Origin of the sequence: Amycolatopsis viridis, from assembly GCF_011758765.1 — a bacterium.
In the GTDB taxonomy this organism is placed as follows: Bacteria; Actinomycetota; Actinomycetes; order Mycobacteriales; family Pseudonocardiaceae; genus Amycolatopsis_E; species Amycolatopsis_E viridis.
On record NZ_JAANOU010000001.1, the window covers coordinates 198,887 to 212,078 of the forward strand.

The 13,192-nt window shown below is 72.3% G+C and carries 10 protein-coding genes; 3 read left to right on the plus strand and 7 right to left on the minus strand.

What is annotated here, in order from left to right; all coding sequences use genetic code 11:
• Positions 1 to 70 precede the first annotated feature (70 nt).
• The 6 genes from FHX46_RS01015 to FHX46_RS01040 form a co-directional block, all read right to left on the minus strand.
• Positions 71 to 838 carry a hypothetical protein gene (locus FHX46_RS01015; protein WP_167109779.1) on the minus strand — a complete coding sequence of 256 codons (768 nt, stop codon included), beginning with the start codon at positions 836 to 838 and terminating at the stop codon, positions 71 to 73.
• The gene (sigM, locus tag FHX46_RS01020; protein ID WP_167109781.1) at positions 835 to 1,467 is read right to left on the minus strand and encodes an RNA polymerase sigma factor SigM; all 633 of its coding nucleotides are present in this window, start codon (positions 1,465 to 1,467) and stop codon (positions 835 to 837) included. Before sigM ends, FHX46_RS01015 begins: the two co-directional genes overlap by 4 nt.
• 10 nt (positions 1,468 to 1,477) lie before the next feature.
• A complete protein-coding gene (locus FHX46_RS01025) occupies positions 1,478 to 3,061 on the minus strand; it encodes a protein kinase family protein (RefSeq protein WP_167109783.1) in 1,584 nt (527 codons plus the stop codon).
• Positions 3,062 to 3,141: 80 nt separating this feature from the next.
• Complete coding sequence (gene murJ / locus FHX46_RS01030) at positions 3,142 to 5,019, minus strand: murein biosynthesis integral membrane protein MurJ (protein ID WP_449224099.1); 1,878 nt, start codon at positions 5,017 to 5,019, stop codon at positions 3,142 to 3,144.
• Between the two features lie 313 nt (positions 5,020 to 5,332).
• Complete coding sequence (locus tag FHX46_RS01035; RefSeq protein WP_167109785.1) at positions 5,333 to 7,456, minus strand: DUF6049 family protein; 2,124 nt, start codon at positions 7,454 to 7,456, stop codon at positions 5,333 to 5,335.
• Positions 7,453 to 7,977 (minus strand): NUDIX hydrolase, encoded by a 525-nt coding sequence (locus tag FHX46_RS01040; protein WP_167109787.1) that lies wholly within the window; start codon positions 7,975 to 7,977, stop codon positions 7,453 to 7,455. Before FHX46_RS01040 ends, FHX46_RS01035 begins: the two co-directional genes overlap by 4 nt.
• Positions 7,978 to 8,117: 140 nt before the next feature.
• Between FHX46_RS01040 and FHX46_RS01045 the strand changes: the two genes are divergently transcribed.
• The 3 genes from FHX46_RS01045 to FHX46_RS01055 all read left to right on the plus strand — a co-directional run bounded on the left by FHX46_RS01045 (position 8,118) and on the right by FHX46_RS01055 (position 11,331).
• Positions 8,118 to 9,551 (plus strand): CCA tRNA nucleotidyltransferase, encoded by a 1,434-nt coding sequence (locus FHX46_RS01045; RefSeq protein ID WP_167109789.1) that lies wholly within the window; start codon positions 8,118 to 8,120, stop codon positions 9,549 to 9,551.
• A gap of 34 nt (positions 9,552 to 9,585) precedes the next feature.
• Positions 9,586 to 10,878, plus strand: a complete 1,293-nt coding sequence (locus FHX46_RS01050) for a sensor histidine kinase (RefSeq protein ID WP_167109791.1) — start codon at positions 9,586 to 9,588, stop codon at positions 10,876 to 10,878.
• 72 nt (positions 10,879 to 10,950) lie between these two features.
• Positions 10,951 to 11,331 carry a hypothetical protein gene (locus tag FHX46_RS01055; RefSeq protein ID WP_208399955.1) on the plus strand — a complete coding sequence of 127 codons (381 nt, stop codon included), beginning with the start codon at positions 10,951 to 10,953 and terminating at the stop codon, positions 11,329 to 11,331.
• On the opposite strand, the gene FHX46_RS01060 is transcribed toward FHX46_RS01055, so the two are convergent.
• Positions 11,328 to 13,175 carry a TNT domain-containing protein gene (locus FHX46_RS01060; protein WP_167109793.1) on the minus strand — a complete coding sequence of 616 codons (1,848 nt, stop codon included), beginning with the start codon at positions 13,173 to 13,175 and terminating at the stop codon, positions 11,328 to 11,330. The two genes, FHX46_RS01055 and FHX46_RS01060, sit on opposite strands and share 4 nt — an antisense overlap.
• Positions 13,176 to 13,192 lie beyond the last annotated feature (17 nt).

The following is a 13,192-nucleotide window of genomic DNA, read 5'->3' on the forward strand; positions in this document are numbered from 1 at the left end:
CCAGGCTCAACACGATCGTAGGGTCCGCTGTTCCCGGGGTGACACGGCTCGCCCCCGTGACGGAGCAGCGTCAGCCGATCACCTTGTCCAGCAGGACGCCGGCGTCACCCGCACCGCAGGTCGGGGCGAAGGCGATCAGCCGGAACTTGGCCAGCTGCCCCGTGGTCAGCAAGGTCAGCACGGCGGGCTGCCCGTCGATGCTGCCCGGCCGGACCCCGATGGGCTTCGCGGTGTCGGCGAACCCGGCGGCGGACAGGCACGCGTGCAGCCGGTCCGCCGTACCCAGCGGGCCGTAGTCGAACGTGCCCTGGAGCTGGCCGGCCGCGCTCGCGGCCTGGTCGCCGCGGAGGTTCAACGGCGGCTGCGCGGCGCTCTGGCCGGGAGCCGGCGCGGCCACGTTCCCGCCCGGGGACGGTGCGGGGCCGCTGGGGGTGGCGATCGCGACGGCGGCCACCGCGGCGGCAGCCACGGCCACCACCCCGCTGATCCAGCCGAGCCGCTTGGTCCGCCGGCGGCGGGCCGCGTCGAGGCTCACCACCGGCGCCAGGCCGGGCTGCTGCGGCGGCGGGAACGCCCGGCGGGCCTCCTCGGCGAGCACCGCGTCCAGCCGGGTCGCGTACTCGGCCGGCATGGGTGGCACGTCCGCGCGCAGGTCCGCCAGGCCGGCGGTGGTCGCCTCCAGCGCCGCAACGATCGCGCGCGCCTCGGGATCGGCGTGCACCCGCGGCCACAGCCGCGCGGCCTCCGCGGCGTCCAGGGCACCGGCGTGCAGGTCGGCGAGCAGGTCGACAGACCAGGGCGGGCCGGCGGCCTCGATCCCCCGACTCTCGTCCGTCATCGTCCCTCCCTCTCGCGCTGTGCCCCAGGCCGGCCGCGCTCCCGTTTGCTTTCGGAAGCTGGGACGCCTACCGGTGCATCCGGGTTCCGGAGGTGACCGAGAACTTTGGCGAGTTTGGCGCGGCCCCGGGCGCAGCGGCTCTTCACGGTGCCCTCGGCGATGCCCAGCATCCGGGCGGTCTCGCTCACCGAGTACCCCTCCACGTCCACCAGCACGATCGGTAAGCGCTGGTCCTCCGGGAGCTGGGCCAGCGCATCCTTGATGACCAGACGGGTCTCCCGGTCGGCCATCGAGTCCCGCGGCGTCGCGGGCTCCTGCACCCCGGTCTCCGGCAGGGGCACCGTCGGGCGGGCCTGCCTGCGCCGGATCCGGTCCAGGCACGCGTTCACCACGATCCGGTGCAACCAGGTGGTGACCTGCGACTCCGCGCGGAAGTTCGCCGCCGCGCGGAAGGCGGAGATGAAGGCTTCCTGCAGGGCGTCGGAGGCTTCCTCGGGATCGCGCAGGGTGCGCAGGGCCACCGCCCACATGCGGTCCCGATGCCGGCGGACCAGTTCGGTGAACGCGTGCGGATCGCCCGACGCGTGCGCCGCAAGGAGGTCGGCGTCCGTTGGTGCAGCTGCGGTCACCCGCAGCACACTACTGGGCGGGCAGGAACGTCAACTCGCCGATCTGGGACTGGAAGCCCTTGTCCGTGTTGCTCAGCTTCGTGATCCAGACGATCACGTATTGCGCCTGCTGGGGCTGCGCAAGGGTGACGTCGGTGGTGGCCCCGTTCAGCGTCGCCGTGCCGACCACCCGCGTATCGGCCAGCTCGGGGTCACGCGAGCTGGCGAGGCGGATCTCGACGGTGGTGCCCGGGCTGTTCGCGGCGATCGTGACCTTGGCCAGGTTGATCGGCTTGTCGAAGCTCGCGAGCAGGCCGACGCCCTCCTTGATGGCCGGGAACTGCTGCCGGTACTGGTCGGTGCGCCAGATGGTGCCCGGGTCGCCGTCCACCGCGTTGCGGGCGCGGCTGGTGTTGTCGCCGTTGCCGTCCGGGTTGTAGACCGTGACGCTCGACGGCCCGACCGCCGCACCGATCTGCGCCTGACCGCCGCTCGGTGGGGGTGCCACGGACGACGAGCCGGCCGGCGCGGACACCGGCGTGGTCGGGTTCGCCACGTTGATCGGCGGGCCGCCCGTGCCCGGGTCGTCCTGGAAGAAGCTGATCGCGAGCATGCCCAGCCAGGCGAGGATGCCGACCGCGGCGACGACCAGGACGGTGACGCCGAGCGCGAGCTTGCGGCGCCGCGCCCGGTCCTTCACCGGCTTCTTCGTCGTCCAGATCGTGTTGTCGCCGTCGGCATCCATCTGGGCCTTGATCAGCTGTGTGCGCTCCTCGGCCTCGGCCGCCATCTCCAGCGCACGCACGATCGCGGCGCTGGTGCGGATACCGCCCGGGCCGCCGTCCTCGACCGTGCGCACGGCCAGCGACGACAGTTCCTGCGGCACCGATGACTGGAGCGACCGCGGCGGCACGAGCCGCCCGTTCGGCGAGTGTGGCGCCGCCGGGATCGCGGCCGGGCCGCCCGGCAGCGGCCACCGGCCGGTGAGCAGCAGGTACAGGATGCCGCCGATGGCCTTGACGTCGTCGCGCAGCGTCGCGTCCGGCAGCGGGCCGGGGAACGCCAGACGCAGCGAGCCCTCGGTGGTCAGCCGCAGGCGCTGCGGGTGGTCCAGTCCGAGCACGAGGCCGGAGTGGTGGGCCCGTTCGACCGCCTCGGCCAGCCGCTGGACCATCCGGGCCGCCGCGAGCGGCTGGACCGGCCGGTCGGCGACCAGGTCGATCAGGTCGGTGCCCTTGGTCCACTCGGTGACCACCACGCCCAGCAGGCCCTCACCGGAGGTGATCCCGTTGCCGAGCGTGAGTACGTCGAGCACGCGGGCGACCGCTTCGTGGTTGAACTTCGCGGCGTGCGTGGCCCTTTCGAGGGTCTTACGCGCCTGACGTGCGGCTTCGGCGTCCGCGGGGTCGCCGACGAGCAGCGTCAGCGCGACGTCCCGCCGCAGCTGGCCGTCCCGCGCACGCCACAGGTGGGCGCCCGCCCGCTCGTCGATGCCGAACTGGGCGAGCAACCGGTACCGGCCGTCCCCGACGACGCTGCCCGGCGCGAGGGAGCCTCCCCGCGCGCGGACGCCCGTCCGGGTCGGACCGGACTGCTCGCTCCGCTTCTCGTTCACCCCACGCTCGCTTTCCGCGTCTCGAGGTCGAGGGTACGTGAACCCGCGGCATCAGACAGACTGATCGCCTGCGTCGTTCGTTACCCGCGCTTGATCAAACGGGTGATTCTCTTCGTGGCCGGTGCCAGCTCGTCCACCTTCAGCAGCGCGAGCACGCCGAACGACACGCCCAAGCCGACCACACCCTGCAGGATCAGCTTGATCCAGGCGGTCGGCCTGGGGCCGAAGTCCGGCACGATCCAGCCCACCGCGACGGCGGCGGCCACCCCCAGCACGCTCGCCACCAAGGTGAACAGGATGACGCCGAGCACGCGCCTGCTGCGCAGGTTGCCCAGGCTCACCCACAGCCAGACCTGGCCCATGATCGCGCCGACCACGAACGTCAGCGAGTTCACCATCATCGCGCCGAGCACGATGGTCTTGGGGTCGAGCAGCACCGGGCACAGGTACAGCAGCGGGATCTTGACCAGGGTCATCACGACCATGATCAACGTGGGGGTGCGGGCGTCCTTCATCGCGTAGAACACCCGCAGCTGGAGCATGACCAGCGCGTACGGCAGCAGGCCGAACGCCGAGATGGCCAGCGCCTCGCCCAGCCGGGATGCATCCGCGGTCGTGTTCTGCCCGCCGCTGAACAGCGCCACACCGACCGACGTGCCGATCACCGACATGACCGCCGCGATCGGCACCAGCATCACGGTCGAGATGCGCGAGGCGTAGGACAGGTCGGCGACCACCTTGCGGGTGTCCCCGTCGGCGGCGTTGCGCGACAGCCGCGGCATGATCGCGGTCAGCAGCGAGACGCCGATCACGCCGTAGGGCAGCTGGAACAGCAGCCACGCGTTCGAATAGATCGTCACGCCGCCCGGGTCACCGGTGGTCAGCACCCGGGTGTTGACGGTGAAGCCGATCTGGCTGACCGCCACGTACCCGAGGATCCACAGCGCGAGCCCGCCGAACTCCTTCATGCGCTTGTCGATGCCCCAGCGCCACTTGAACCGGAACCCGCTGCGCAGCAGCGGCGGCACCAGCATCAGCGCCTGCACCACGATGCCCAGCGTCACGCCGATGCCCAGCAGCAACAGCTTCGGCTGGCCCATCTCCACCGGGTCGTAGCTGATCTTCCCCGGGGTGAGCATGAACACCGCCAGCGTCACGATGACCACGAGGTTGTTCACCACCGGCGCCCACGCGGGCGGCCCGAAGACCTGCTTGGCGTTGAGGACCGCCGACAGCAGCGCGAACAGGCCGTAGAACAGGATCTCCGGCAGCAGCAGCCGGGCGAACGCCGTGGTCAGCTCGGGACTGGTCTTGCCCGGCGAACCGTCCAGGTACAGCGAGGTCAGCCACGGCGCGGCCGCCACCGCGATCACCGTGCCGATCACGAGCAGCACGAACGCGACCGTCAGCATGCGCTGCGTGTAGGCCAGGCCGCCGTCCTTGTCGTCCTGCGACCGGACCAGCAGCGGCACCACGACACTGCTGAGCACACCACCCAGCAGCAGCTCGAAGACGATGTTCGGCAGCGTGTTGGCGATGTTGAACGAGTCGTTGACCACGCCGGTGCCCACGGCCCACACCAGCAGGATCTTCCAGAGGAACCCGGTGATCCGGCTGATCAGGGACGCGATCGCGATCCGGCTGCTGGACTTCGCCAGCGACGGCGCGACCGGCTTCTCCGGCGCCTCGACCGGTGCGTGGAACCCGGTCGCGTCCAGGCCCGGCCCCTCGCCGAACGAGGCCGACGGCGGGGCCGAGATGCGCGGCATCATCCGCGTCGCGAGCGCGTCGTAGGGGCGCAGCACGTCCGGGTCGGCCACCGGCCAGCGGCTACTGCCCTGCACACCGCTGATCCGCGGGATCAGCAGCGTCGCGTCGGGGTCGTTCGGCGGCAGCGGCGGCGCCCCGAACGGCATGCTGTCCTGGGGCCGCTGACGCTCCTGCCGCCACGGACGCACCGGCTGCCGCCGGTCCGGCGGGGCCTGCCGGCCCGTCGGCGGGACCGGCTGGCTGCGCTCCGGTGGCGGCTGGTGCCGCGGCGGCTGCGCGATCCGCTCAGGGGGCAGCTGCCCCTGCTGGCGGGTCGCCCGCTGCGGCCGCGGCCTGCCGTTCACCGCGGGCGGGATGCGGCGGGTCTCCTCCTGCCGAGCGCGCTCCGGCGGCGGGCGCCGGGTTGCGCGGTCGGCGGGACGCTCGGGTGGCCACCCCGGGTCTCTGTCCAACGCGCGCCCAATCCTCGCCGGTCCGGTTCTGGCACCCCAGAGTAGTCGGTCAGGCCCGGCGCGCCCGGACACGACGGTAGATCTGCCGCGCGGAGAGCAGGACCAGTGCCGCGGCACCCGCGATCGTGAGGACCAGTGTCACCACGCCGTACTCGTTCGACCGCAGCTCGAAGCGGGCGGGGTGGCCCAGCGGCGTGCCGCCGGGAGTGGTGAGCGACACGGTCAGGTTGAACACACCGGCACGCAGCGCCTCGGCCGGGATCCGTTCGCTGCCGCCCAGGCCGGCCGGGATCAGGCGGTCCGGCACCTGCTCGACCCGCAGGCCGGGTGTGTTGCTCAGCGAGATCCGCACCGCGATCTGCACGGGCAGCCGGTTGTTGAACGACACGGGCAGCGGCGCGGACCCGGACGCCATCGAGATCGGCACCGACGGGGTGTCCACTGTCACCCGGCCGAGCAGGCCGTCCAGCTCGGAGCGCGCGTCGGCGGCGGACGCCTCCGCCGCACCCCGCGTCGGGCGCCAGGCCGACGACGTGCTGCGGAGCAACGCGAACCGCAGCGGTTCGAGCAGCTCGGCCGGCTGGACCCGGGCGGCCGGGTCGATCTGCATCGCGCCCTGCAGGTCGGCCATCGTGGACTCGATCGAGTTCATCTGCTCCGTGACCGACGACGGCGTCGCGGTGGCGAGGTCTTCGGCCGTGTAGGTCATCTTCGCGCTGCCGGTGCTCACCGCCGTCAGCAGCGTGGGCAGCGGTAGCGGGGTCAGCATGCCCCGCTGGACGAAGTCGCCCACGTTGCGCAGGAACCCGGTCAGCTCGTCTTGTGAAGCGGTCCACCGGTGTGGCGGCGCGACCAGGACCGGGCGGGACGGGGTCCCGGACAGGCCACCGCGGAACGCGAGCGCCGCCAGCCCGTTCTGGGCGGCGATATCGGGGTCGTCCACCGGCGTCTCCGACGTCGCCGCCGCGCCGGGGGCTCCGGCCAGCCCGGTCAGGACGAGAGGGTCGGCCTGCTGGGCGCGCAGCTGGGTGCCGTCCAGCCGGACCGGGCCGGCTGCCGGAGTGGTGGCGGAATCCACCGGATCGGTGATCAGGGTGCGCACCCCGGCGCTACCCAACGCGGTCAGCGTGCTCTGGTCCAGCGCTCCGTCGGCCCACAGCACGCCGTTCTGGGGTGCGACGTCGAGCAACTCCTGCACCCGTGCGCCGGTGTCCAGCGCGAACGGCAGCAGGTCGCCGCCGCGGACCTTGGTCACCGCGGTCAGGTCCGCGTCCGCGTAGGGCAGCTGCACCACGCACTGCCCGGCGACCAGCTCACGCAGCGACTGAAGCCAGATCTTGGCGGTCTCCGCGCCGGTGCCGCCGACCGTGCCGGTGGCGGTGCGGACCTGGTAGCCGTGGGACATGGCCTCGACGGTGTCCAGCAGGTCCGGGTCGATCGCGTAGCACAGCGACCGGGTCACCTGCTGATCGTCGCGGACCGCGCTCGCCGACTCGACCAGGGCGTAGAGGCGGCCGCCGGGGCGCAGCTCGCCGGCCAGCACGTCGTCGGAGAGCACCGCGGTGCCACCGAGCGGCGCGGCCACGATCCGCGGGCGGGTGTCGGCGATCGGCCACAGCATCGTGAACGCCGCCGCGGGGTTGTCCTGGCCGGTCACGGTCTTGCCGGGTGCGGACAGCACGGGCAGCAGCATGCTCATCGACGCCAGCCGAGCGGGGCCGCCGTAGGCCGGGGTGCCGTTGACGTTGACCAGCAGCGGGTACAGCCCCGGGCTGCCGATGCGCAGGTTGCCGCGCGTGCCGTCGAGCCGGACCGTGACCGCGAGCTGGCCGGTCTGACCCGGTTCGAGCGTGGACGGCTCGATGTCGATGAAGTCGGTGCTCGACACCGCGGCCGCGGCCGTGCCGCTCATCGCGGCCCGCACCTGGCGTTCGGTGGTGACCTTCTCACCCAGTTCGAGGCGCACCTGCAGCTTGCTGATCCGCCGGTCGCCGACGTTCGTCACGGTGCCGGCGACGTTGAGCGTCGCCGAAGTCGCGGTGACCACGCGCGGGTTGAGCTGCGCGACGTCCAGCCGCAGGCGGCTCGGCGCATCGGTCTGGGCACCCGCGGTGACCGGGACGAGCATCGCGAGGAGGAACGCAACCAACCCGGTGGCGGCGAACCGCTTCACTCCGGCACTCCTTCAGTCGCTCGCGTGTCGTCGCCGAACAGCTCCCTGGCCTTGCGAACCAGCTTGCGCTCGTCGGTGTAGGCGAGCCGGGTCTCCAGGTCGGCGACCGGCACCCAGGCCACCTCGGTGACCTCCGAGTCCTCGTCGGACAGCTCGCCACCGGTGGCTTCCAGCAGGAAATGATGCACCGTCTTGTGCACCCGCCGCCGCTCGGCCACGAACCAGTAGTCGATGGTGCCGAGCGGCCGCAGCACTTGCGCGGAGATGCCCGTCTCCTCCTTCACCTCGCGCACCGCAGTCTGCTCTTTCGTCTCACCCTGCTCGATGTGCCCCTTCGGCAGGGACCACAGCAGCTTGCCGTGGCGGTCCAGCCTGCCGATCAGGACGGCGTTCTCCCGGGCGGGGTCGAGCACCAGGCCGCCGGCGGAGGTCTCCACGGAGGTCGTCATCCGCCTGCTGCGTCGGCGACGCGACCGGCGCCGCGGTTTACCCCCGCCGGAGCGACCGGCCGATCCAGACATGCTGCGATGCTAGTGCGTGGCGGCCGTGTGCGGCCGGTACTGCGTAGCTGACTGTTCACTCCTGGTCGATGGGTAGGCTGGTCCCTCGTGTCTGTCATGGTTGCGTCCACCCAGTTCACCTCGGAGGCGGTTCGATCCCGGTGAACGAGCTGACCGCGAAACGGAACGCGGTGACCGAGCTGATGCGGATCTCGCCGCTCGCCGACGAGCTGGCCGGGCTGTTCGCGACGGCCGGCCACCGGTTGTACCTGGTTGGCGGCAGTGTGCGGGACGCGCTGCTCGGCCGCCTGTCCGCCGACCTCGACTTCACCACCGACGCCCGCCCGGAGCAGATCCTGAAGATCGTCCGCGGCTGGGCCGACGGCGTGTGGGAGGCGGGTATCGCCTTCGGCACCGTCGGCGTGACCAAGCGCGGGTCGACGCTGGAGATCACCACGTTCCGCGCGGACGTCTACGACCGGGTCAGCCGCAATCCCGAGGTGACCTTCGGCGACACGATCGAGGGTGATCTCAAGCGCCGCGACTTCACCGTCAACGCGATGGCGATCGACTTGTCGACCAAGCAGTTCGTCGACCCGTACGACGGGATGGACGCGCTGCGGAAGCAGGTGCTCGACACCCCGGCTACGCCCGAGGAGTCCTTCGCCGACGACCCGCTGCGCATGCTGCGTGCCGCGCGGTTCGCCGCCCAGCTCGGCTTCGCGCCCGCGCCGCGCGTGGTGACCGCGATGACCCAGATGGCCGGCGAGATCGAGCGCATCACCGCCGAGCGGGTGCAGACCGAGCTGTCGAAACTGCTCCTCGGCCGGTTCCCGCGCCGCGGCCTGGAGCTGATGGTCGACACCGGACTGGCCGACCACGTCCTGCCCGAGGTGCCCGGCATGCGGCTGGCCATCGACGAGCACCACCAGCACAAGGACGTCTACCAGCACTCGCTGACCGTGCTGGAACAGGCGATCGCGCTGGAGCGGCGCGACGACCCGGACGCCGAGCCGGACCTGGTGCTCCGGCTGGCGGCGCTGCTGCACGACATCGGCAAGCCGGCCACCCGCCGGTTCGAGCCTGGCGGCGGGGTGAGCTTCCACCACCACGAGGTGGTCGGCGCGAAGATGGCCCGCAAGCGTTTGCGCGCCCTGAAGTACCCCAAGCAGATCATCGAGGACGTCGTCCAGCTCGTGTTCCTCCACCTGCGGTTCCACGGCTACGGCAAGGGCGAGTGGACCGACTCGGCGGTCCGCCGGTACGTGACCGACGCCGGTCCCCTGCTCCCCCGGCTGCACAAGCTGGTGCGCGCCGACTCCACCACCCGCAACAAGCGCAAGGCGGCCGCGCTGCAACGCACCTACGACGAGCTCGAGGAGCGGATCGCCCGCATCCAGGCCGAGGAGGACCTCGCCAAGGTGCGGCCCGACCTCGACGGGAACGAGATCATGAAGATCCTCGGCCTGCCGCCCGGCCCCATGGTCGGCAAGGCGTGGAAGCACCTGAAGGAGCTGCGGCTGGACCGCGGCCCGCTCGACCACGACGAGGCGGTCGCCGAGCTGCACCGCTGGGCCGCGGAGAACGGGCTGTAATTCCCCGGCTCGCCCAGACGACCGGGAGGTCGTGATGTCCCCACCGCGCGCGGCCAGTTACCTCGGCACCTTGCTGCGGCGCGGTGCACCCGCGATGGCCGGGGTGACCGGCGGGCTGGACGACCTCGAGGTCGCCGACCCCGCACCGGCCGCCCCGCTGCGGCGAATGCGGCGGATCGCCGGCCCGGTCGAACCGGCGGCGCCGGACAACCTGCTGCTGCGGGCCACCCGGTACGTCGCGATGGTCCCCCTCGCCTACCGGATTCTGGCGGTGACCGGGGCGCTGGTCGCGTTCCTCGCCGACGGCCACGGCGGCGTGGCGCCGGTGGTGGCGGTCGCCGCATGCTTGATCGCGTGGAACGTGTTCGGGCTGACCTGGTTGTTCCGGTCCGCGCCGTTCCACGACCGCGCCGCCGGACGGTTGCTGGTGCTCGACGTGCTGGCCACCATCGCGGCGAACCTGGTGGTCGGGGCGGCCGTCCCCCAGCCGGCGTTCGCGGCGGCGATGCAGGTGCCGGGCAAGCACCTGCTCGGCGCGGTCGCGCTGCTCACCCTCGCGCTCGGCGCCGGCTACGGGCTGGCGTTGATGCTGCTCGGCGTCCCCCTCGCGGGGCTGGCCTGGCTCCTGAACACCGGCGTGTTCAACGTGAAACAAGCCGTCGCCGGGCTGCCGACGATGATCGGGGTGCTGGTCACCGCGACGGGCGCGCTGATCCTGCTCGGCCTCGGCACCCGGCTCGCGCTGGCCTACGGCATCCGGCACGGCCGCGAGGCCGAACGGGCACGGCAGCACCGGATGCTGCACGACACGGTGCTGCAAACACTGGAGACGATCGCGTTGCCCGGCACGGGCAGCAGCGAACACCAGCTCAGCGAGATCCGACGACTGGCCCGCGCCCAGGCGATCGAGGTGCGGCAGGCGATCGAGGGCGCGGACGGCAGCGGTGCCCTCGGCGAGAAACTGGCGGCTCTGGCCGCGGAGATGGCCCGCGACGGACTGCGCGCCCAGCTGGTGATGGCGGAGCTCGACGCGGACACCCTGAGCGAGGTGCGGCAGATCGCCATCCGGGACGCGGCACGCGAGGCGTTGCGGAACACGTTGAAGCACTCCGGCACCGACCGGGTCGTCGTCCGCGCAGAAGACCGGGACGGCGGCGTCGCGGTGATCATCCGCGACCACGGCACCGGCTTCGACGCGGCGGACCGCCCCCCGGGTTTCGGCATCAGCCAGTCGATCACCGCCCGCCTGGCCGAGGCCGGCGGTCAGGCCCAGGTCGAGTCCAGCCCCGGCGGCGGCACTCGCGTGACGCTCTGGATGCCGCGATGATTGCCGAGGCAGCACGCGGCACGGCGCGTTCGCAGCGAAAGGGGCTGATCCGCGGTGGATAACTTGCCGCGCATGACCGAGGAACAGAACGAAACCCGGAGACTCGCCATCAAAGCTCTGCAGATCGCCCGGGAAGCTCGTGACGATGCCGCCGCCGCAAGGGTGCTGGCGACCGCCGCGTCCAAGGACGTCGGCGACCTCAAGGCGCAGCTGCAGGCCCACACGAAGGTGCTCAACGCGTTGCGTGAGACGCAGCTCGAGCACGGATCCCGGCTGGGCCGGGTCGAGAACAGGCTGGGCAGGGTCGAGAACAGGCTGGGCAGGGTCGAGAACAGGCTGGATCGGGTGGAGGACCACCTGGAGCGGATGGAAACCGAAATGCGGAACGGCTTCGCGATGATGGCGGGCGGCATGAGCCGCATAGCCGAGTTGCTGGAGGGCCGCGAGTCCTAGAGCCGCTCCAGCGCGCCGGTTTCGACGTGCTGTCCGATGGGGTGCGGCAGGAAGTACGCCACCGCCCCACCGGGCAGCACCCCCCACGACATGGTCACGCCGGTCAGCACGCGCAGCGGGCGCGCCACGCGGTACCGCGCCCGCTGCGCCTCCCGATCCGGCAGCAGGGACGTCTCGGCGAACCGCGCGTGCTCCTCGTGCAGCAGGTTCCCCGTCTCGGTGCCGAACCGGACCAATGTCGTTCCCGTGGGCAGCGTGACCAGCCGTTTCGCGCGGTAGAGCGTCAGCGGGGGCTCGCCGCGCAGCGGGGCGACCGGCCACTCGCCCGAATCGTCCACCGCGTGCACCGGGTAGAGCAGCAGCGAGCCGAGCAGGAACCGCGCCGCCTCCTCGACTCGCGCGCACGTCGTCGCGGCCGCTCCGTTCGGGGCGGTCACCTCCCAGCCCTGCTCCGTCCGCCGCAGGCTCCACGCGCCGTCGGCCCGCTCGCCGATCCGGTACGCCGACGGCGTGATCCCGTGCTCGGCCAGCCGGCGCTCCAGCACGGTCAGCACCTCGGAAGCCCGCAAGCCGTACGGCGGGTCCTCGCCGCGCTCGGCGCGCGTCACCGCGTCGGCGTTCCCGGCATCCGGTTGCGGTGGCAGCGGTTTGCCCAGTAGCTCGGCCTCCGCTGCGGCCCGCAGGTGCGCGGGCACGCTCGGCACCCGGTAGCCCTGCGCACGGATGTGCTCGACCAGCTCCGGTTGCGGCGGCAGCCCGTATTTTCGCAGGTAGTGCGGTACCGCGGCAGCCCAGATCCACACCCCGTCGGTGTGGAAGGCGTCCGGTGTGTCCGGCGGGCCGGCGGGGGCGAACAGGTCGGGCAGCCGGTTCGGTGTGCTGACCGCAACCGGTGCGCGGAAGAGGTAGTCGAACAGCGCGCGGGCCTCTTCCGCTGGCAGGGCCTGCCGGTTGACCACCGGTGGCTCGCCCGGTGCGTCCACGACGGCCGCGTGCCGGAACGCCACGTGGACCGGCAGCCCGGCCCTCGCCGCCAGCCAGTCCGGAACCTGGTCGCGCTCGCGCGGGAACTGCGCCAGCTCGGCCTCGTACACGCCGGCTGTTGGGCGGCCGACCGGGCTCCGGCGCCAGTTCGGTTCCGCCGCCGAGTCGTAGTCGAAGCTGAACTCGGCGGGCGCGACCAGCGTCAAGGTGCCCGTGCACCAGGTGCCCGCACCCGGCTGGTGCATCGCGGCCCGCAGGTCGCTGAACAGCTGACCGAGCCGTGGCGACGCGGGCAGCGACACCGACTCGCCCTCGCCGGCCGCGCGCACCTCGATCTCGGCGTAGTTCCCGACCTGCCGGAACTGCGCCGCGATGCGCTCCCAGCCGTCCGGGACGACCACGCGCAGCTGCCGCGCGATGTCACGCACCAGGTCCTCGGGGGCCGCCTCGACCGGCGGGCGCGGCCCGGTCGGGAAGTCGTGCCGTTCCTGCCAGATCGCGGTGATCCCGGCTTCCGTCGCCGTGGTGGTGAACTCGCGCAACCCGAGCTGCCGCGCGCGGACCTCGTCGGTCCCGTTCCAGCGCAGGGTCAACCCGTCGCCCGGGGCGATGCGGTAGAGGTCGTCGTCGAAGAGGCAGTGCGTCTGCAGGCTGAACGCCACGGCGATGTCGGCTTCCGGCACGACCTTCGCCGGCCGGCCGGAGAACTCCTCGTCGAAGCCCGCGGGCGCGTCCTCGCCGGCTGGTGTCACGAGCAGGACGGTGCCGTCCGCGCTGGAACGTTCCGCCGGGAAGACGCGCCCCCGCCACACGGCGTGCAACCCGTCCGGGCGATGCGCCAGCTCGACTCGATACCGCACTGCTGTCCCCCTGCTCG

Excerpts from the sequence above, each read along its gene's own strand:
- FHX46_RS01050 (WP_167109791.1), top strand. The coding sequence starts at position 9,586 with ATGTCCCCACCGCGCGCGGCCAGTTACCTCGGCACCTTGCTGCGGCGC.
- FHX46_RS01040 (WP_167109787.1), bottom strand. The coding sequence starts at position 7,977 with ATGTCTGGATCGGCCGGTCGCTCCGGCGGGGGTAAACCGCGGCGCCGG.
- FHX46_RS01015 (WP_167109779.1), bottom strand. The coding sequence starts at position 838 with ATGACGGACGAGAGTCGGGGGATCGAGGCCGCCGGCCCGCCCTGGTCT.
- FHX46_RS01055 (WP_208399955.1), top strand. The coding sequence starts at position 10,951 with ATGACCGAGGAACAGAACGAAACCCGGAGACTCGCCATCAAAGCTCTG.